The 20,206-nt window shown below is 69.3% G+C and carries 18 protein-coding genes; 5 read left to right on the forward strand and 13 right to left on the reverse strand.

Going from position 1 to position 20,206, the window contains the following annotated elements; genetic code table 11:
* The first annotated feature begins 25 nt into the window (after positions 1 to 25).
* The 4 genes from BAU06_RS00100 to BAU06_RS00115 are packed head-to-tail and all read left to right on the forward strand — an operon-like array spanning position 26 to position 3,479.
* Positions 26 to 1,297 carry an alpha-hydroxy acid oxidase gene (locus BAU06_RS00100; RefSeq protein WP_231933963.1) on the forward strand — a complete coding sequence of 424 codons (1,272 nt, stop codon included), beginning with the start codon at positions 26 to 28 and terminating at the stop codon, positions 1,295 to 1,297.
* A complete protein-coding gene (locus BAU06_RS00105; protein ID WP_066342624.1) occupies positions 1,236 to 1,655 on the forward strand; it encodes a nuclear transport factor 2 family protein in 420 nt (139 codons plus the stop codon). Before BAU06_RS00100 ends, BAU06_RS00105 begins: the two co-directional genes overlap by 62 nt.
* 21 nt (positions 1,656 to 1,676) lie before the next feature.
* A complete protein-coding gene (locus BAU06_RS00110) occupies positions 1,677 to 2,438 on the forward strand; it encodes a fumarylacetoacetate hydrolase family protein (RefSeq protein WP_066342625.1) in 762 nt (253 codons plus the stop codon).
* A gap of 54 nt (positions 2,439 to 2,492) precedes the next feature.
* Positions 2,493 to 3,479, forward strand: a complete 987-nt coding sequence (locus BAU06_RS00115; protein ID WP_066342626.1) for an NADPH:quinone reductase — start codon at positions 2,493 to 2,495, stop codon at positions 3,477 to 3,479.
* A gap of 1,509 nt (positions 3,480 to 4,988) precedes the next feature.
* Here the strand turns inward: BAU06_RS00115 and BAU06_RS00120 are convergent.
* From BAU06_RS00120 to BAU06_RS00145, 6 genes are read right to left on the reverse strand one after another with little or no spacing between them, the layout of a single operon-like run.
* A complete protein-coding gene (locus BAU06_RS00120) occupies positions 4,989 to 5,552 on the reverse strand; it encodes a LuxR family transcriptional regulator (protein ID WP_066342627.1) in 564 nt (187 codons plus the stop codon).
* Between the two features lie 54 nt (positions 5,553 to 5,606).
* Positions 5,607 to 6,587, reverse strand: a complete 981-nt coding sequence (locus tag BAU06_RS00125) for a Bug family tripartite tricarboxylate transporter substrate binding protein (RefSeq protein ID WP_066342633.1) — start codon at positions 6,585 to 6,587, stop codon at positions 5,607 to 5,609.
* A 20-nt stretch (positions 6,588 to 6,607) separates the two neighbouring features.
* The gene (locus BAU06_RS00130) at positions 6,608 to 7,705 is read right to left on the reverse strand and encodes a mandelate racemase/muconate lactonizing enzyme family protein (RefSeq protein ID WP_066342635.1); all 1,098 of its coding nucleotides are present in this window, start codon (positions 7,703 to 7,705) and stop codon (positions 6,608 to 6,610) included.
* A gap of 9 nt (positions 7,706 to 7,714) precedes the next feature.
* Entirely contained in the window at positions 7,715 to 8,761 is a 1,047-nt protein-coding gene (locus BAU06_RS00135; RefSeq protein ID WP_066342637.1) for a D-2-hydroxyacid dehydrogenase, read from the reverse strand.
* A gap of 41 nt (positions 8,762 to 8,802) precedes the next feature.
* Positions 8,803 to 9,969, reverse strand: coding sequence for a mandelate racemase/muconate lactonizing enzyme family protein (locus tag BAU06_RS00140; RefSeq protein WP_066342638.1), 1,167 nt, complete (start codon positions 9,967 to 9,969; stop codon positions 8,803 to 8,805).
* Between the two features lie 14 nt (positions 9,970 to 9,983).
* A complete protein-coding gene (locus tag BAU06_RS00145) occupies positions 9,984 to 10,955 on the reverse strand; it encodes a Bug family tripartite tricarboxylate transporter substrate binding protein (protein WP_066342639.1) in 972 nt (323 codons plus the stop codon).
* Positions 10,956 to 11,175: 220 nt separating this feature from the next.
* On the opposite strand from BAU06_RS00145, the gene BAU06_RS00150 reads away from it, so the two are divergent.
* Positions 11,176 to 12,093 carry a LysR substrate-binding domain-containing protein gene (locus BAU06_RS00150; protein ID WP_066342641.1) on the forward strand — a complete coding sequence of 306 codons (918 nt, stop codon included), beginning with the start codon at positions 11,176 to 11,178 and terminating at the stop codon, positions 12,091 to 12,093.
* 25 nt (positions 12,094 to 12,118) lie between these two features.
* Here the strand turns inward: BAU06_RS00150 and BAU06_RS00155 are convergent, their stop codons facing one another.
* From BAU06_RS00155 to BAU06_RS00185, 7 genes are all read right to left on the reverse strand, one after another.
* Complete coding sequence (locus tag BAU06_RS00155; protein ID WP_066342643.1) at positions 12,119 to 13,120, reverse strand: NADPH:quinone oxidoreductase family protein; 1,002 nt, start codon at positions 13,118 to 13,120, stop codon at positions 12,119 to 12,121.
* Between the two features lie 38 nt (positions 13,121 to 13,158).
* Positions 13,159 to 13,632 carry a PaaI family thioesterase gene (locus BAU06_RS00160; protein WP_082987879.1) on the reverse strand — a complete coding sequence of 158 codons (474 nt, stop codon included), beginning with the start codon at positions 13,630 to 13,632 and terminating at the stop codon, positions 13,159 to 13,161.
* Positions 13,629 to 15,353 carry a class I adenylate-forming enzyme family protein gene (locus BAU06_RS00165; protein WP_231933964.1) on the reverse strand — a complete coding sequence of 575 codons (1,725 nt, stop codon included), beginning with the start codon at positions 15,351 to 15,353 and terminating at the stop codon, positions 13,629 to 13,631. Before BAU06_RS00165 ends, BAU06_RS00160 begins: the two co-directional genes overlap by 4 nt.
* Positions 15,354 to 15,491: 138 nt before the next feature.
* Entirely contained in the window at positions 15,492 to 16,151 is a 660-nt protein-coding gene (locus tag BAU06_RS00170) for an SRPBCC family protein (protein ID WP_066342645.1), read from the reverse strand.
* Between the two features lie 230 nt (positions 16,152 to 16,381).
* Complete coding sequence (locus tag BAU06_RS00175; RefSeq protein ID WP_082993456.1) at positions 16,382 to 18,763, reverse strand: xanthine dehydrogenase family protein molybdopterin-binding subunit; 2,382 nt, start codon at positions 18,761 to 18,763, stop codon at positions 16,382 to 16,384.
* Between the two features lie 4 nt (positions 18,764 to 18,767).
* Positions 18,768 to 19,298 carry a (2Fe-2S)-binding protein gene (locus tag BAU06_RS00180; protein WP_066342647.1) on the reverse strand — a complete coding sequence of 177 codons (531 nt, stop codon included), beginning with the start codon at positions 19,296 to 19,298 and terminating at the stop codon, positions 18,768 to 18,770.
* A gap of 19 nt (positions 19,299 to 19,317) precedes the next feature.
* Complete coding sequence (locus BAU06_RS00185) at positions 19,318 to 20,202, reverse strand: FAD binding domain-containing protein (RefSeq protein ID WP_066342649.1); 885 nt, start codon at positions 20,200 to 20,202, stop codon at positions 19,318 to 19,320.
* Between the last annotated feature and the right edge of the window lie 4 nt (positions 20,203 to 20,206).

Here is a 20,206-nt window from a genome sequence, read left to right on the forward strand (position 1 = left end):
GCGCGGCGCGAAGGATGACCGCACCGTGAACAACACCGCGCTGGACGACTGCTATTCCATCGATCGCCTGCGGGCGGCGGCGCGCGCCCGCCTGCCCCTGCCCGTGTTCGATTTCTTCGAGGGCGGCGCCGAGGACGAGATCACCCTGCAGGACAATGCGCAGGCCTTCCGTCGCGTGCGGCTATTGCCCCGCGTGCTGCGCGACGTGTCCCGGGTGGACATGCGCGCCACGCTGCTGGGCCGGCCCGCGCAGCTGCCGTTGGCCATCGGCCCGACCGGCGCCGTCGGCTTCGGCTGGCGCGGCGGCGACGTGGCGCTGGCCCGCGCGGCCGCCAGCATGGACCTGCCGTATGCGCTGTCGACGTCCGCCACCGCATCGATCGAGGAGATCGCCGAGCAGGCGCCGGGCCGCCTGTGGTTCCAGGCCTATATCCTGCAGGACAAGGCGCGCCTGCACACGCTGATCGATCGCGCCGGCGCGGCCGGCTACGAAGGCCTGGTCATCACCGTGGACCTTCCGGTGGGCGGCAAGCGGGAACGCGACCTGGCACATGGGCTGGGCTTTCCCATGAAGATCACGCCGCGTAACTTCTGGCACTTCGCCCGGCGGCCGGCCTGGTCGCTGGACATGTTGCTGCGACGGCCGCCCGCGATGCCCAGCCTGGCCGGCATGAAGAAGGTGGAAAGCGACCGCAAGGCCATCCAGTCGGTGGCGGGCCGCAATTACGACCCGGCCTTCGACCTGGCGGCGTTGGCACGCATCCGCGACCGCTGGCCGGGCAAGCTTATCGTCAAGGGCGTCGTGCATCCCGCCGATGTGGACGCCATCGTGGGACTGGGGGCGGACGCGCTGGTCGTGTCCAACCACGGCGGGCGCCAGCTGGATACCGGCATCGCGACCCTGGACGCCCTGCCCGGCATCGTCGCCGCCGCCCGCGGCCGGGTGCCGGTGATGCTGGATGGCGGCGTGCGGCGCGGCAGCGATGTGTTCAAGGCCTTGGCGCTGGGCGCGAGCGCCGTGCTGACGGGTCGCGCCACCCTGTACGGGGTGCTGGCCGGCGGCCATGACGGCGTACAGCGCGCCCTGCATATCCTGCGCGACGAGTTGGCCCGCACCATGGCCTTGTGCGGCACCCCCACTTTGGCGGACATCTCTCGCGACGTGCTGAGCGTGCCGCCCGCCACTAACCAGGACGGGCGGGCGATCCCGCCCGCGGTCCCGCAAAGGAGTTGGAATGAACGACACGATCAGCCTGTGCCGCAACCAGGTCATGGGGTTCTTTCGCGACCTGGATGACAATGCCTACGATAGCCTGGCGGGCCGCATGGCGCCCGACGGCGTATGGCACCGCCAGGGCAAGGTGCTGAACGGCCGCGAGGCGGTGCTGCAGGCCCTGTCCACGCGATCGAAGACCATGCGCATCCATCACCTGATCGCCAACCTGCTGGCTGACGTCGTGGACGAACACCGCTGCGTCATGCGAGCCTACATGCTGGTCGTGCGCCACGACGCGGGCCGGCCGATCACCGGGCCCGCGCCACTGGCGGGCATCGAGAATATCCGGACCACGCACGTGGAGCTGGCGCGGCGCGATGGCCGGTGGCTGATCTCGCTGATGCGCAACGACGAACCCACCTTCGCCACGCAGGCATAGCCCGGACAAGGGGACGACACGATGAAATGGATACGCTATACGCAGGGCGGCCACACCGGCTACGGCATACTCGAAGGCGAACGCATCGCCGCCGTACGCGGGGATCCGTTCCTCGGACATGAGAAGACCGGGCAAGTGGTCCGGCTGCAGGACGTACGCCTGGAGGTGCCCGTGGTGCCCCCGACCTTCTATTGCGTGGGGCTGAATTACGTGACGCACATCGGCACGGAAGGCCTGAAAATCCCCACGCAGCCCGACGTGGGCTACCGCGCCAACAATGCCCTGTTGCCGCACGGGCAGGATGTCATCATGCCCGCGGACGCAAGCAGGGTGCACTACGAAGGCGAGCTGGTGGTGGTGATCGGCAAGCAGGCGCGCAATGTGAGCGAGGCCGACGCCCGCGCGTGCGTGCTGGGCTATACCATCGGCAACGATGTCAGCGAACGGGTGTGGCAAGCGTCGGACCGCACGTTCTGGCGGGCCAAGAACAGCGACACCTTCAAGCCGATGGGACCCTGGATCGAAACCGAGGCGGACGTGGACGCCATGGAAACCGTGGTGCGCCTGAACGGCGAGGCGCGCACGCGCTTCCGCACCAACGATATGCTGTTCGGCATCGATCGCTTCATCAGCACGATGAGCCGCTACCTGACGCTATATCCGGGCGATATCCTTTGGATGGGCACGGACGGCCATTCGCCCGATCTGCGGGACGGCGACGTGGTGGAGGTCTCCATCACGGGATTGGGGACACTATCCAACCGCTTCGTACGCGCAAAATAGCCGGCGCTAGAATCGGCGCATGCCTTTACGCCACGCACCCTTCAGGAGGCCGACATGCGTGTAGCCCTGTATTCCCGGAACGGACCGGCGCGGGACGTTCTCCAACTGACCGACCTGCCGACGCCCGAACCCGGACCGGGCGAGGTGCGGGTGAAGCTCGCGACCTCTGGCGTGAATCCTTCCGACGTGAAGTCGCGCGGGGGCAGCCGGCCGGTCACGCAAGGCTACGTGGTGCCACATAGCGACGGCGCGGGCACGATAGACCGCGTGGGGCGCGGCGTGCCGGAAAGCCGGGTGGGCGAGCGGGTATGGATCTGGAATGGCCAATGGCAGCGTCCGATGGGCACGGCGGCGAAGTACATCGCGCTGCCGGCCGAACAGGCGGTACCCTTGCCCGACACGGTCAGTTTCGAGGCGGGCGCATGCATGGGGATCCCCGGCCTGACGGCGATGCGCGGGATCTCGCTGCTGGGCGATATCGAGGGCAAGACGGTGCTGGTGACGGGCGGGGCTTCCGGCGTGGGCTTTTACGCGGCGCAGATGGCGCGGCTGCGCGGTGCCCGCGTGATTACGACTGTGGGATCGACGGAGAAGGCGGCTCGCCTGGAACAGGTCGGGGTGACTGAGAACATCCTGTACAAGCAAGAGCCGGTGGCGGAGCGTCTCCTCGCGCTGACGGACGGGCGCGGGGTGGATGCCGTGATCGATATGGATTTCTCCACCACCGCGGGCCTGGTGAATGCCGGAGCGGTCGCCGCGCACGGTGTTGTGTCTGTGTATGGCTCCAACCAGCGTGGCGATATCTCCTTGAACTTCGGGACTTGCCTGCCGAGGTCCTTGAGCTTCAACTTTTTCCTGGTGTATGACCTGCTGCCGGTGCAGCGCCGGGAGACGGTGCAGGCCCTGGACGACCTGCTGCGCGAAGGCGCCTTGTCCCATCTACTCGCACCTTCGTTTTCGCTGGATGACATCGTGGCGGCGCACGAGGCAGTGGAATCCGGACGGGTTCTGGGGAATGTGGTGGTTGCCTTGCCGGAGTAGAGGTCAGCGGATTTTTTGCTGGCGGTTTTGGGCGATGGGTTTTTTGGATTCTTCGTCTGTCTTGCTCATGCCGTCCGTCGGTGGAGATGCCTGTCGTGTCCGGCCCGCTCGGGCGGTCCAGGGCCTTCGCCCTGGACTGCCGCTTCGTCTTCCTCCTTCGGCGGCCGAAGTGGCGGTGTTTTTCTTGCGGCTTTTTTGCCCGGCCGTCCTCCGTACGGAAGCCCTCGCGCGCCCTCGGACGGGCCGGCCCCGACAGGCATCTCCCCCGCCGGACTCACCGGGTGCCTTAGAGCCGGTTGCTGGGACGGTCTGTGTGCTTGGCACTTCGTGGGGCGCTTGTCGCTCGATAAGAAGAATCTTGGGGTGCCCGCCGGTTCGGAGCCGCCCTGCGCGGCTCCGAACCGGCTACGCGGTGGTGGCGTGCGGCGGGTGCACGCCTGCGATGGTTCTGCGCCCGGAGTGGAAGCGTTGCCTGCGCAGATCGGGGGAGAAACAAGTCGGTGTGGCGGGCCGCCAGCCGGCCCGCCACACCGTAGGCACCGTGGCATGCCACGGATGCTGGCGTAGGTGCCATGCGCCGCTAGCGCGATTGCACGCACCGTTTCCCATCGAATCGCGGCCAGGCCACCGTGCCTTGCCGAGGGTGGTCGCTATAGGTGCGGTCATGGTTGAGCACGGCGTTCGGATGCTTCAAACACAAAAATCCTGACAGTCCCGGACGCTTCGAACACAAGATTCCGGGCGGTTCCAAGATCCCGGCATTCGCGCTAGCGGCATATGGCACCTATGCCAGCATCCGTGGCAAGCCTCGGTGCCTTACGGTGTGGCGGGCCGGCGGGCGGCCCGCCACACCGCCTTGTCTCCCCCCCAACCGGCCGGACAAGATTCCACTCCGCTTCCTCGACCTCCGCATTACCGGCAATCGTCGACTGCCAACGCCCGTGGCATCACCGGTAACCGTCGCATCACAAGCAATCGTCGAATTACCACTCCCCGTCGCATTACCAGCAACCACCGCATGCCCTGAGTGCGTAGGCGTTTCTGGGCCGCGCAGGGCGGCCCAGAAACGACGGGCAACGCAAGATCTTTCTTACCCTGAACACGCGACCACGAAGGGCCAAGAACACCGCCCGCCCCAGCGACCGCCTCTAAGGCAAACCGTGAGTCCGGCGGGGGAGATGCCTGTCGGGGCCGGCCCGTCCGAGGGCGCGCGAGGGCTTCCGTACGTAGGACGGCCGGGCAAAAAAGCCGCAAGAACCCCAACGCCCGTTCGGCCGCCGAAGGAGGAAGACGACGCGGTAGTCCAGCGCGAAGGCGCTGGACCGCCCGAGCGGGCCGGCCCCGACAGGCATCTCCCCCGACGGATGGCATGAACAAGACACACGACCGCCATCACAAAGACACACGACCGCCATCACAAAGACACACGACCGCCATCACCAAGACGACAACAGCTATAGCAACCTAACGACGGCACCATCCAAGAAGGGCATGCGCGAAGAAAGGCAATCACCCTTCCCCCGGCCGCATAAGCTTCCCCGCCAGCCCGTTCGTCGTCGTTTCCGAGAACTTCGACATCAGGCGGGATCGGTACATCTCCACGGTTCGAGGGCTTAGGTTGAGATGCCTGGCCACCATCTTGCTCGTCTTGCCTTCGGCAATCAGCAGCGCGATCTCGCGCTCCCGATCGTTCAGGTTCGGCAGCACCGGATGCGGCGAACTCAGGTCTTCGAAAGTCCAGATGCATAGGGCCAGCGGGTCCGCCGGCGTCAGGGAGCGGCCGACCAGGCGGCACCAGAAGAGTTCGCCGTCCAGCCGCTTCATGATCCGGTCGCACGCATATATGCCGCGCGCGTTCAAGGCCGCGGCAGTGCCTTCCGTCGCGCGGGCCATGTCGCGGCGTGTGGGGTACAAGGCATCGAACGAGGCGTCGTTCAGCTCGCCGGGCGGGTAGCGGAAGATCGATTCCAGGCGGGCGTTGGCCTGTTGGATGACCCGCCATCGCGACACGCACAGTCCGGCTGGTGCCAGCATGAATGCCTGCCTGTAGTCGAGCTGCGGCTGCGTGTCCATGCGGCCCCCGCGATGGCGTGCCCGGATCTGGCACGTTAGCCGAAATCTACGCCACTAGTCGCTGGTCGTGATATGCGCCTTCTGTATGATTTCGCGCGCGGTATCGATCTCGCGGGCCAGGAATTTGGCGTAGTCATCGGCGTTGCCGCCCGCCGCCTCGAAGCCCAGGTCGGCGATGCGCCGGGCGGCCTCCGGTGTCTTCAGCCTGGCGTCGAAGCCGGCCGCCAACTGTTGGACGATGGCGTCCGGGACGCCCTTGGGCGCGATGACCCCGTAGGAAATGACGCCCGCCACTTGCGGCACCCCGGCCTCGGCGAATGTCGGTACGTCGGGGAGCGAGGCAAGCCGGTGCGTGCCCGTGACGGCCAGGGCGCGCAGGCGTCCGGACTGGATATGGGCCAGCACCGTCGATGGCGCGGAGAAATTCACTTGCGTCTCGCCGGCCACCACCGCCATTACCGATGGCGCGCCGCCGCGGTACGGTACGTGGACGAGCCCCGCGCCGGTCGCCATGTTGAACTGCTCGCCCGCCAGATGCAGCGCCGTGCCATTGCCCGCCGAGCTGAAGTTGTAGCGGCCGGGCTGGGCCTTGGCCAGCGCCACCAGTTCGGACACGCTATGCGCCGGCACGTCCTTGTTCACGGACAGCACAATGGGAGAGGTCGCGGCCAGGATGATGGCGCGGAAATCCTGGCGCGTGTCGTAGGGCAGCTTCGCGCCCAGCAACGTCGCGTTGATCGGGAAGGCGCTGTCCACCACGCCCAGGGTGTAGCCGTTGGGTTGTGCGGTCGCCACGATATTCGTCCCGGCCACCGAGGCCCCGCCGGCGCGGTTCTCCACGATGATGCGGTCGCCCAGGCCGCCGCCGGGCGTGCTGGCGAGCAGGCGCGCGATGACGTCGGATGCCCCGCCCGGGGCATAGGGCACCACGATGCGTATCGCTTGCGACGGGAAGGCGTCGGCGGCGTGGCCGGGTGCGGCCAGCGCGCAGGACAGCGCAACGGCCGCCGCGCGCAAGGGGATGCGCAGATTCATGAGGTCTCCTCCGGTTGTTCTTATTCCACCGCCGCGTAGCGGCGTAGCGCCTGCGGGTCGGGGTCGAAGCCCAGGCCCGGCACATCGGGGACCCGCACCGCGCCGTCGCGCGGCAAGGTCGCGCCGCCGGAAAGCTCCACCGGCATCTCGCAATAGAAGCGTTCCAGTATGGGGTCGGTCCGTATGGTCGCCAGTACGTGCATCGTGGCCAGCAGTCCCGGACCGAAATAAGCGCTGTGGGGCATCAGCCGGATGTCGCGTTGCGCGGCATCGTGCGCCACCTCCAGCAGGGCCGTGATGCCGCCGGTCTTGATCACGCTGGGCTGGGCGTAGGCAATGCCCGCGCTGTCCAGCACGCGACGGAACTCCACCGGGTTGCCGACGTTCTCGCCCATCGCCAGCGGCGTTTCGATGCAGCGCGCCAGTTCCGCCATCGCGGTGAAATCGTCGACCGGGAACAGCGGCTCTTCCAGCCACATCGGCTTGTAGTCCGCGACGTCGTGCGCGAAGCGCTCGGCCTGGCGTAGATCGAAGGGACAATTCAGGTCCACCATCAGGCCGATGTCCGGGCCGATGGCCGCGCGCGACTCCCGGACCGAAGCGACGTCGCGTTCGTGCAGCTTCACGTAGCGGTAGCCCTGGTCCACCGCGCGCGCGGCGAAGCGGGCCGCCAGGGCGGGATCCCGATAAGGCAGCAGGCTGGCGTAGGCGGGGATATCGCGCGTGCGCACGGGGCCGATCAGGGCGTGCACGGGCAGCCCGGCGGCCTTGGCCGCGATGTCCCACAAAGCGATGTCCACCGCCGATATCGCATATTGCAGCGGGCCGGCGCGGCCGAAGTGGTAGAGCGTGCGGTTCAGCTTGTCCACGATCTGCTCGCGCTGCAGCGCGTCCTCGCCAAGGCATAGCGGTGCCGCCAGGCGGTCGATGAGCAGGCGTGTCACCGGCCAGATGCGCACGCCGAAGGCGTCGCCCCAGCCCACGATGCCGCTGTCGGTCGTGACCTTGACCAGCAGGCTTTCCATGTTGGTGCGCGGCTTGCCGCCCAGCGGCAGCGGCGCGGCGCCGCTGTCGTAGGGGATGGCGATGGGCAGGGTTTCGATGGCGACGATTTTCATGGCGTGTCCTCAGGTGGCGCGCGTGCCGCCATCGGCGCGGCGTGCGGCCGGCGTGGCGTCGTTGTCGAACGGTTCGCCGTTCAGCCAGTGCATGAAGTTGCGCAGGAATATTTCGGTGAATCGCGCCGCATTGCCGGGCGATGCGCCGCAGTTGTGCGGCGATAGCCAGGTGTGGGGCGCGTTCCACAGCGGCGATCCGGCGGGCAGCGGTTCGGTGGCGAAGACATCCAGGTAGGCAGACCGCAGGCGGCCCTGGTGCAGCGCGGCAGCCAATGCGGCCTCGTCCAGGAGTTCGCCACGGCCGATATTGGCGACGCCCGCGTGGGCGGGAAGCAGCGCGATGCGGCGCGCATCCAGCAAGTGGCGCGTCTCGGGTGTCAGGGGACACGCCAGCACCAGCCAATCGCAGGCGGGCAGCAGCTCGTCTAGGACGTCCGGGCGGCAGATACGGTCGAAGTGCGGCACGGGCGCTGCGCCGCGCCGTACGCCTATGGTCGTCAGGCCCACGGCCTTGAGCAGCCGGCCGATCTCGCGGCCGATGGGGCCAAGGCCGACGATGATGGCGGTCTGTTCGTGCAGGTCGCGCGCCATCTGCGCGGCGGTCAGCGGCCGCCAGCGGCGTTCGCCCTGCGCGGCCAGCCAATGGGTGAACCCGCGCGCCTGCGCCAGAATGGCGCCGACGACGGTTTGCGCGATGGGCAGGGCATTGCCGCCCGACGACGTGGTCAGCCGCACGGCGCGGCGCAGCGTGGGCTGGTATAGCGGATTATCGATGCCGGCCGAGCCGACATGCAGCCACTCGGCCCGCGGCGCCGCATCGAAGACGTCGAAAAAGGCGCGGCCCGCGGCCGGGTTTCCGCCGGTCAGCAGGTCGCGCGAATAGTAGGCCAGCCGTATCGCGGCCTGCTCGTCCGCGGCCAGGGCCCGCCCCGGCTCGGCCGGCGCGACGACCAGGCGCAGCACGTGGCCCGCCGCGCGAGCCAGGGCGGACAGGCGCTCGCCCAGTTCGTCGTGCACGGATTGCGATATCAACAGCCCGACCGCTTCGTTGCTCATGTCGCCTCCTTGTAGGCGTAGGGCCGGCCCGATCGCGCGGATCACCGCTCGACGACCGCGTGCCGGCCCGGATAGACGTGCAGCGCGGCCGGGTCCGCATCGATGCCGATGCCGGGCGCGTCGTCCAGCGCGATGGTTCCGTCCACCGGTTGCGGAAAGCCCGGGGCGCCCAGCGTGCGCAGGGGATTGGGATTGGCGTCCAGTTCCAGGACGCCGTCCCCGCCCGCGGCGCACAGTACGTGCGCGGCCAGCGCGGCGCCGATGTGGGAGCCGAAGGCGTGGGGACAATAGCGCTTGCCGCGCGCCAGTGCCTCTCGGGCCAAGGGCAACACCTGGCTGACGCCGCCCCATTTGCCCAGATCGGGCTGCACCACGTCCAGCCAGTCGAAGGCGTCGTGGAAGGCCTCTCGCGCCAGCAGGTTTTCGCCGGCGGCCAGGCGGTGGCCGGCATCGCGCAGCGCCCGCCATTCCGCGGCCGGCCTTTCCGGGCCGATGGGCTCTTCCACCCACTGCAGCGGCAGGGCGCGGATGCGTTGCAGCGCATGCCGGGCCTGCGCCACGTCCCAGCCGCAGTTGGCGTCTATCATCGCGCTCTCGCCGGGGGCCAGGCGGTCCACGGTGCGCGCCAGGTCGTCGAGCGCGCGGTCGTCGGCGAAGCCGGCCTTGAACTTGAATGCGCGGAAGCCGCGGGCGCGCAGCGCATCGAGCGCGTCCGGCGCGATCGACGGCGATACGCCGCTGGCGTACACGGGCAGGCGCCGCGCGTCGCCGCCCAGCAGGCGGTAGAGCGGCACGCCCCGCAGCCGCGCGGCCAGGTCCCACAAGGCGCAATCCAGCCCGGCCAGTACGTGCGCGATGGGGCCCGGCTCGCCCGCCAGGCGCAGCATGGGCAGCATGGCTTCCCGCAGTGCGCCGAGCAAATCCGGAATGGACGCCACTGTCTGGCCGACCACCCTGGGCGCCACCAGCTGTTCCAGGATGGTGGCGCGGTGATAGGCGCCGAAAGGCGGATGGCCGCTCCAGATCTCGCCCCAGCCATGTTGCCCCGACTCGTCTTCCACCTTGATCAGCGCCGAGGTGCGCTGCGTCGATGTGCCGAAGGAGGACCGCACCGCGGGGGGCGCGTCGTCCTGGAAGACGTACACATGGATGCGGGCGATGTGAAGCGGACCGTGCGGGACCGCGGCGGTAGAGCTGGCGGAGGCCATCGGATGTCCTGCGTTCAACGGTTGGTCAGGCCTGGCGAGCGCGCCACGACCCCGGCCCAAAGCTGCGACTGGGCCTGCCATTCTTTCTGGAAATCGGCGCTCGAACCGCCGCCAGGCTGCAGTCCGCCGCCGCGCAGCGCCGCCTGGATGCCGGGGTCGGCAAGCGCTTTGTTCAGGGCGGCGTTCAGGCGCTCCACCCGTTCCGGGGGCACCTGGATGCGGGCGAACATGCCGGCCCACGAGGAGATCTCCATGCCCGGCACGCCGGCCTCGGCCATCGTCGGGACATCCGGATAGGCGGGCGACCGCGCGTGTCCGGTCGTGGCCAGGCGGCGCACGCGGCCGCTACTGACGAAGGGCTCCGTGACGGCCTGGGTTTCGATCAGCATGTCGGCGTTGCCCGATGCGACGCCCAGCGCCGCCGCCGGGCTGCCGTTGAAGGGAACCTGGTAGATGTCGGCGCCGGTCTGCTGCTTGAGTACCTCGGTGGCCAGCTGCGCGGCGCTGCCCGGGCCGCTATTGGCGGCGACCAGGGCGCCGGGCTTTTGCCTGGCGCGCGCGATCAAGGCCGCCATGGAATCGATGCCGGTGTCGCTGCGGACGATCAGGAAGAAGTCGGTCGAGTAGATCTTGCCGACGGCCTTCAGGTCCTTCAGCACGTCCACGGCCTGCCGCGGATAGACATGCGGGTTGATGGCCATGGTGCTGCCGGCGGCCACCAGGACCGTATAGCCGTCGGGCGGGTTTTTCAGCACCTCCTGCGCGGCGATCTGGCCATTGGCGCCCGGGCGGTTCTCCACCACGACGGGCTGGCCCAGCGCCTGCGCCATGGACGAGGCGATGGCGCGCGCGCCGGTGTCCGGGGTAGAGCCTGCCGGCGAGGCGATTACCAAAGTGATGGGCCGCGTGGGAAAGTCCTGTGCGGCGGCATGGGCGGCGGCGAGGCATGCCGGCAGGCATGCAAGGAGGGTAAGCAGTCGGCGCATGATGTCTCCTTGCCGGCACGTCGCGCGCTCCGGCTGGGGCGCGTCGCGTGGCGGTCGGTGATAGGTGGATGGTAGGAAGATCGCCGGCGATGGTCTAATACCAAAATGGTCCTGCGCGATACGCGACGCGTTTCACCGCACGCGGCGGGCACCATAACGGCAGGCGCTGGCAGCGTTGCCGCGCGGCGCAACACCCCCGTACAGAGGACCGCCCACCGCCATGTCCACCCGCGCATCCAACCTGGACCTACGCATGGTGCAGCAATTCCTGGCCGTGGCCGAAACGCTGAGTTTCCGCAAGGCGGCCGAGCAGATGCATATGGCGCAGCCGCCGCTCAGCCAGGCCATCATGCGGCTGGAATCGCTGCTGCAGGCCCGCTTGTTCGAGCGCTCGCCGCGCGGGGTGCGGCTGACGCCGGCCGGCGAAGTCTTCAAGATGGAAGCCGTGCGTCTGTTGAACCAGGCCAGCCGTGCGCTGGAGCGCACGCAGCGCGCGGGGCGCGGCGAATTGGGCACCGTGCACGTGGGCTTCATCGGACCTGCCATGATCGCCCTGCTGCCCAAGGTCATCCTGGCTTTCCGCGAGCGCTTCGCCGGTGTGGATCTGGCGCTGCACGAAGGCAGTTCCATGCAGGTCGCCGGCATGATCAATTCCGACACCGTCGATATCGGCTTCCTGGTGACGCCCGCCGAACTGGCGCCCGATGTCGAGACGGAGGTCATCGTGGTCGATACGCTGGTGGCGGTCCTGCCGGCCGGCCACAGGCTGAGCGGCGCTTCCTGCATACGGCTGGAGGATCTGGCGGACGACGCCTTCGTGCTGTTCTCCGCGCAAGGCGTGCCGACGCTGTCCTCGCGCATCGCGTCGCTATGCCGCCAGGCAGGCTTCGAGCCCCGCATCGCGCAGGAAGCCGTGCAGATTTCGACGGTGCTGGGATTGGCGGCGGGCGGCCTGGGCGTGTCCATTCTGCCCGGCTCCATCGGCGCGATGGCCACCGGGGCCGTGGTCTGCAAGCCTATCGTCGCGGATGCCGAGCTGCTGCGCGTGAAGATCCACGCGGCCTATCGCCCCGACCGGCTCAGCGACGCGGCGCACGCCTTTTTGATGACGGCCCGGCTGCACGCCGACCGCCCGTGACGCCTGGCCCCCGGCGCCGCGCGCGTCAAGGCGCCGCGCTGGCGGGCACCAGTACCAGCCTGCCGCGGGCGGTGCGCGCTTCCAGCTGGCGCAGGGCGTCCTGTACCTGGTCCAGCGGCATTACGGTGGCCGGCGGCGCGGCCAGCTGGCCGGCCTCGTACAGGCGGAAGATTTCGTGGATGCAATGGCGCATCTCGTCGGGCGCCTTCTTGCGGTAGTCGCTGACCTGTACGCCGCTCACTTCCATGTTCTTCAGCATGACGTAATTGACCTTCAGCGTGGGGATGCGGCCTGCCGCGAAACCGATGACGACATAGCGGCCGCGCCACGCCACCGCGCGGATCGCCGCGTCGAAAATATCGCCGCCCAGGGGGTCCAGGACGATATCGGCGCCCTTGCCGCCGTTGGCCGCGTGCACCTGGGCGCGCAGGCTGTCGCGCAGGTCCGCCGCCGACAGGTCGATGACGGCATCGGCGCCCGCGCGCCGCACGGCGTCCGACTTGGCCGGGTTGCTGACGGCGGCCAGCACGCGCAGGCCGTACGCCTTGGCCAGCTGTACCGCGGCCAGGCCCACCGCGCCGGTGGCGCCCAGCACCAGCACCGTCTCGCCGGCCTTGGCGCGGCCCCGCTCGCACAGCGCGAACCAGGCGGTATCGAAGCCCAGCGACATGGCGGCCGCATCGATGAAGGACAGCGTGCCGGGCAGGCGGAAACAGCTGGCCGCCGGGACGGCGATTTTCTCCGCATAGCCGCCGTGTTCGGCCAGGGTGAGCACGCGGTCGCCCGGTTTCAGGTCCGCGACGCCGGCGCCCACGGCGCTGACAATGCCCGTGGGCAGTTTGCCCGGCGAGAACGGCCGTTCCGGCAGGAACTGGTATTTGCCGGCCACGACCAGCGTATCGACGAAGTTGGCGGCGATGGCCTGGATGTCGACCACCACCTGTCCCGCGGCCGGCGCGGGGTCGGCCACGGTCTCCATGCGCAATTGCTCGATCGCGCCGAATTCCCTCAGGATAGCTGCCTGCATGGTGCGGATCCTATGGTTGAATGCGCGGCACCGCGTGCCTACGCGGTGCCGCCGGTGTCCAGCGTGCTGAAAGTGCCGCGCCCCACGGCGCAGGGCGCCGCGCCGGGCGCGTGGGAGATCTCGACATCGGCGCGCGCGATGGCGCGGCCCAACCGCAGGACCTTGGCGGTGGCGTACAGGTCGGCGCCCGGGGCGGGTTTCAGGTAATCGATGCGCAGGTCCACGGTGGGTGCCATGCGGCCGGTCTGCACGGCGACCGAGGCATGCGCCGCCATGTCTATCAAGGCCGCGATGACGCCGCCGTGTATGTTTTCCGAGCCCGCCGCGCGGCGCAGCGCGGGACGATAGGGCAGCCGGATCACGACGACCCCGGTGTCGGCGTCGACGGACACGGCCTCCGGGTTGAGCAGCGCATGGAAAGGCGGATGGGCCAGCTCGTGGCGCAGGCGCTGCAGCAGCGCCTGCGCGCGTTCGGCGCCGGCGGCGGCCAAGTCGGGCGCGGGCGCGTTCATGGCGCCGGCTTCGCCGCGACCGGCGGCGACGGCAAGGAGGACGGCGCCGCCGCTGGCGCGCCGCCCTGCCAGCGTACCGCGCGCGGCGCCAGGCGGCCGGCGCGCACGTCTTCCACCAGATCGCGCTTGAAGATCTTGCCGCTGGCGGTCAGCGGGATTTCCGGCAGTTCGATGTAGTACTCCGGCATGTCGTAGCGCGACAGGCCGCAGGCGTCCAGGTGGGACAGCATCGCTTCGCCCGACAGGCTGGCGCCGGGCTTGAGCATGACCGCCAGGCAGACCTTTTCGCCCAGGCGGGCATCCGGCACGGGCAGCACCGCGGCGCGCGCAACGGCAGCGTGCTGCATGGCCAGGTTCTCGATGCGCGCGGGATAGATGTTGTGTCCGCCGCGGATGATCAGGTCTTTCTTGCGGCCCGTGATCACCAGATAGCCGTCGGCGTCCAGGCGTCCCACGTCGCCCGTCATGAACCAGCCGTGCGAATTGAATGCGCTCTCGGTGGCCTTCTGGTTGTCGAAGTACCCCAGCATCAGGCTGGCGCCGCGCCCGCCGATCTGGCCGGTCTCGCCGATGGGGACTTCCTGGTCGGGGTCTTCGGTCGACCAGATTTTGACTTCGTAGCTGGCGCAGGCGCGGCCGGAGGTCTCGATGATGCGTTGCGGGTCGTCGCCGGGCAGCGTGTAGTGATGCGAGCAGGCTTCGGTCATGCCGTAGCCGCTTTGCGGCGTGACGCCGTAGCGCAGCAATTCCGCCACGACATCCTTGGGTGCCGACGCGCCGGAGATGCGGAAGCCCTGCAAGTTGCCCACCCGCGACAGGCCGCGCGATTTCAGCTCCGCCAGCAGGTCGACCGCATGCGTGGGCACGCCGAAGAGAAAGCTCGCGCCGGTGTCCAGCAGGCGGTCCAGCACACTGGCGCCACGCGGCAGGTCGTGCACCACGAGTTCGCCGCCGGTGGCCAGCGCGCTGATCAGCGCGCCCAGGCCCAGGTTGTGGCTGAGCGGACTCATGGTGTAGATGACGGAACTGGGCCCGAACGACCAGTCCTTGGCGATTTCGCGGGCATTCGCCAGCAGCGTGTTGTCGCTGTGCATGACGCCCTTGGGCGCGCCCGTCGTGCCCGATGTGAAGGCCAGGTACACCAGCCGGTCGGGCTCGGTGGACCAGGCGTCGTCGGCGGTGGGCGTGCCGGCGTCGAACAGCGCGCCGGCCGGCCGCTGGTCCACCGTGGGCAGTGCGATGACGTGGCGCAGGCTGGGCACCCGGGCCAGCAGGCTGAAGATATCGTTGCGATCGGCATCGGCGCCATAGCCGATTTCGCCGATGAAGGCGGCGGCGCTGACGCTTTCCATCAATGCCAGCACGTCCGGCGCGGTGTGGTCGCGGTGCAGCGAGGGGCAGCAGGCGTAGCCGTTGCGCGAGCAGGCCAGCAGCGCAATCGCGGTTTCGACGCGGCTGGACATCCAGACGCCGACGCGTTGGCCGGCACGCACGCCGGCGGCCTGCAGCGTCGCGGCCAGGCGATCCGCGGCGGCGATCAGCTCCGCATACGTCAGGCGCAAGCCCCGGTCGCGCACCGCCCAGGCGTCCGGCGCGGCCCGGGCGTGGCGCCGGGCCGCCATGTATATCGTTTCGTCCCGCCAGTAGCCCGCTGCGTAGAACGCCGCCATCCGCTCGGCGCTCAGCAGGGTCAGTACGGTGTTGATGGAAGGCTTGGTCAAGGATCGCTCCGGCTGCAGCCCGGGCGGCCGGGGCGGTCCGCGCGTGCTACGTAAAAATCGGTATTAGTGTCGTTTTTTGTACTCGCTTGGCGCGCGTGGGCGCCGGCGCGTGACGCCGGCGCGGGCACGCCGGTCCCGTCAACGCGAGGAGCCGCCGAACCAGCCGCGGATCATGGCCCACAGCGAAGACAGGATCAGCGAGAAACCGCTGATGGGCTTGGCGGGCTGCACCGGCGGGCGCGGCGCGGCCGGGCGGACGGGCGCCGCGTCGCCGCCGGAAGCGGCAGCGGCCCCGCCATCCGCCGCGCCTGCGGCCGCCGCTGGGGCGGCCGCCCCGGCCTGCCGGCTTTGCGAGATCTGCGCTTCCAGGTTCTTGGAAAACTGCGAGATGATTTGGTTGGCCACGGTCTGGATCATGCCGACGCCGCGGCCGTACTGCGCCACCGCGCCGGTCAGCGTCAGGTCGGTATCGATGATGACCTTCGACCCCTTGGCGCTGGGCTGCAGGCCGAAGCGGATGGTGGTGTTCGCATTGCCGCGGCCCTTGGCGTCCGCGCCGTTGGCCTTGATGCGCGCGGTGTGCGCGGCGTTGTCCACTTCCTCGAAAACGGCGTTGCACAGGAAGGTGAGCGCCACCGGGCCCAGCTTGACGCTTACCTTGCCCTTGAAGGTCTTGTCATCGACGATCTCCACCAGTTCGGCGCCCGGCATGCAGGGCACGATGCGCTCGACATCCATCAGGACCTGCCATGCCTGGTCGGGCGGCAGCGATACTTCGAAATCGTTGGTGAATTGCATGACGGTGGTCCTCCCCGGTGCGCCGCGGACGGCGCTGGCCCAAATTCCTGTTCTTGCCCGGCGCGCTGTGGCGCTGGCACCCTGTGGCGCGCACGCCCTATTGCATGCGGTGCGGCGATGCGGACGCTGCGCGCCCGAGCATGATGCAGTGTAGCAGGTCTATGCCAAAATAGATACTCGTTCCAAAAATAGTACGGTACAAATTCCGGCGGCGCCGGCCAGGGCGTCCCTCAGGGGCGCAGGTCATGGCGCTGTTCGCGGTCCCGCGCCTCCCGCGCCGCCAGATGGCGCCGCACGTCCAGCGGCCTGATGGGCAGCCGCGTCACGAAGCCGGGTGCGTCCAGGGCGTCGTCCACCGCGGCCGCGATGGCGGCGCCCGCGGCATTGGTCCCGCCCTCGCCGGCTCCCTTCAGGCCCATGGGGTTCAGGGGGCTGGGCGCGTCCTCCGTGATCAGCACATCGACGGGCGGCATCTCATGGGCGGTGACCATGATGTAGTCGGCGAAGGTGGTCGAAAGCGGCTGGCCTTCGGCGTCGTAGGTGAACTCTTCGAACAGCGCGCCGCCTATGCCTTGCGCCAAGCCGCCGACGATCTGGCCTTCGATCAGCATGGGATTGACCGCGCGGCCGACGTCATAGGCCACCAGGTATTTCTCGACCAGGACCTGCCCGGTGTCGCCGTCCACGCGGACCTGTGCCACATGCACCCCGTAGGGATAGTTCATATGGTCGCTGTAGAACCAGCCTTCGGCCGACAGGCCGGGCTCGTGGCCGTCGCTGGTCCGCGACGAGGGATGCAGGTAGCGGGCGACTTCCTCCAGGCCGATCGCGCGGCCGGCCGGATCGGCGGTCCGGCGGATGCGGCCGCCTTCCACCGTGAGATCGGCCGGCGTGGCGTCCAGCAGCTTGGCGGCCACGTCCAGGGCCTTGGCGCGCACCTTGCGCGCCGCGATCTGGGTGGCCGAGCCGGACATCACGGTCACGCGCGACGCGTGCGCGCCGTTGCCGAACTCGATCTGGTCGGTGCGTCCGTGGATGACCCGCACGCGGCGGTAGTCCACGCCCAGCTCCTGGGCGCAGATCTGCGCCAGCGCGGTTTCCATGCCCTGGCCCACCGAGCCGGCGCCGGTCACGAGTTCTATCGCGCCGCTGACGTCCACCGTCAGGCGGACCATGTCGGAGGGGCCCAGGCCGGACTTCTCCACGAACATCGCCAGGCCCAGGCCCACGCGCTCGCCGGCGGCGCGGCGCTGCGTCAGCTCGGCCCGCAGCCGGGGCCAGTCCAGCCTGGCCAGCGTCTTGTCGATCAGCCCGTCGTAGTCGCCGGAATCCAGCACGACGTCCGTTCCCAGCGCATCCAGCGGGCGCGCGTAGGGCATCTCTTGCGATTTGATCAGGTTGCGGCGGCGCGCCTCGACGGGGTCGATGCCGACACGGCGGGCGATCGCATCCATCAGGCGTTCGCGCACGAAGGTGGTTTCGTAGCGGCCGGGCGAACGGTAGGTGGCGGCGGGCGTCTTGTTGACCAGGCGATAGTGGCCGGCCACTTCGTAGGCGGGTACGCGGTAGGGGCCCAGCAGCAGTCCCGCCGACATGTCGGCCACGCGCGCGCCGTGGGTGCGGGTGTAGGCGCCCTGGGCATGGAAGAAGGTATTGCGTATGCCCAGGATGCGCCCCTGCGCATCGATGGCGGCCTCGATCTGGTGCTGCTGCTCGCGCGAATGGTTGGTGGCCATGAGGTTCTCGCGGCGGTCCTCTATCCATTTGACCGGGCGGCGCAGGCGCAGCGCGGCCAGGCACACCAGCACGTCCTCGGGATAGATCTCGCCGCGCACGCCGAAGCCGCCGCCCACGTGCCCTTCGTACAGGTGGAAACTGCTGGGGCTGCGGCCGAGCATCTTGGCCATTTCGTCGCGGTTCCAATGCGACTTCTTGGCGGCGCCGTGCATCTCCAGCACGTCGCGCGCGGCGTCGTAGCGCGCCACGGCGCCGCGGCATTCCAGCGGCACGCCGGAATGCCGGCCGACGGCCAGATCCAGCGCGATGACGGCATGCGCCGCGGCGAAAGCGGCCGCCACGTCGCCATAGCCCTTGCGGATCACCGTGGGTTCGGTGTTCAGGCCGGGCAGGAACTCGCCGGGCTCGTCGCGGGCCGACAGGATGGGCGGCAAGGGATCGATCCGGACCTCGACCAGGTCCGCCGCGTCTTCCGCCACGTAGGGACTGTCGGCGAATACCACCGCCACCGGCTCGCCGACGTAGCGCACGCGCTCCCGCGCCAGGATGGGCTGGCAATAGGGTTCGAGCCCGGTGACCTTGGTGGCGCGGAAAGGGATGGGCGGAATATCGGCGACGTCCGCGCCTGTCCACGCGGCCACCACGCCGCGCAGCGCGAGCGCGGGCGCGGTATCGATGCCGACGATGCGGCCGTGCGCCGTTTGCGCGCGCACGACGCGCATATGCAATTGCCGCGGGAAATTCACATCGGCGGCGAAGCAGGCCTCGCCACGGACCAGCGGGGGATCTTCCAGCCGCGCAACGGAGCGGCCGACGATGCGTTCCCCGGTGGCGGGCGCGTCGACGCGCGGGACTTCGTACACGTGGGCGCTCATGGGGTCAGCCTCCCTTGGCGGCGTTCGGCGCGGCATGGCCGGCCGCCATGGCCGCGCGGGCGGCGCGCACGGCGGCCAGGATATTCTGGTAGCCCGTGCAGCGGCATAGATTGGAGGACAGCACGTCCAGCAATTCCGCATCGCTGATGTCGGGGTTGCGCTCCAGCGCCCCCGTGGCCAGCATCAGGAAACCCGGCGTGCAGAAGCCGCACTGCAAGGCATGATGGTCCATGAAGGCCTGCTGCATGGGGTGGAAACCGGCGCCGTCGGCCAGGCCTTCCACGGTGCGGATGCAAGAGCCTTCGGCCTGCACCGCGAACATCAGGCAGGACCGCACGGGCTCGCCATCCACCAGCACGGTGCAGGCGCCGCATACGCCATGCTCGCAGCCGATGTGCGTGCCGGTCTGTCCGCAGTCGTCGCGGATGGCATCGACCAGCGTCTTGCGCGCTTCCACGCGTATCGGATATGCCACCCCGTTCACTTCCAGGACGACGTCGTGGTCCATGCCGGCTGTTTCGTCACGCTCGTTCATCGGTATCCCCTGCGATGCGTTATCGCGGCGCCGCGCCGCCGTGGGCCTGGGCCAGCGCGCGCCGCACGGCCGCGCGCACCAGGTCGCGGCGATAGGCCCGCTCGTCGTCGCCGCTGTCCACGGGCTCTGCTTCCATGGCCGCGGCCTCCGCCGCGCGCATGAAGGTATCCGGGTGCGGCGCTTCGCCTTCCAGGCAAGCCTGGGCGGCCGGCATGCGGCGCGGGCGGTCTTCCACGCCGCCCAGGCCGATGCGCACGTTGCGCATGACCGTCCCGCCACTGCCGGCGTGTTCCTCGTATGTGACCAGCGCCATGGCCTGGGCGAAATCGCCGGCGCGCCGGCTGAACTCGTAGAAGCCGCAGCGGGTGCCTTCGGGCAGGACGGGCAGGCTGGCGCCCACCAGCAGTTCGTCGGCGGCCAGCGCGGTGGCCATATAGCCGTGAAAGAAATCGCGCGCGTCGATATGCCGCGTCCCGCGCAGGCTGCGCGCCTCGAAGACGGCGTCAAGCGTGGCCGCGACCAGGCACCATTCCGACGCCGGGTCGGCATTGGCGATACTGCCGCAGAAGGTGCCGCGGGTGCGGATGGGCAGGTGCGCGATATGTCGGACGACCGTGCAAAGCAACGTGCCCAGCGGACCCGGCGCGACGGGCGCATGGAAGCCGGCGTGGCGCACGCAGGCGCCGATGTGCAGCCGGCCGTCGCGCACTTCCAGCCGGCGCAGTTCGTCGATGCGGTTGATGTCCACCAGGTAGGCGGGGCGCGCCAGCCGCAGCGCCATGGCGGGCACCAGGGTCTGGCCACCGGCCAGCACGCGTCCGTCCTGCTCGCAGACGTCGGCGAGGATCATGACCGCCTGGTCCACCGAAGTGGGTACGTAGTGCACGAATCTGCTGGGTTTCATCGCC

Source organism: Bordetella bronchialis (genome assembly GCF_001676705.1).
GTDB lineage: Bacteria > Pseudomonadota > Gammaproteobacteria > Burkholderiales > Burkholderiaceae_B > Bordetella_C > Bordetella_C bronchialis.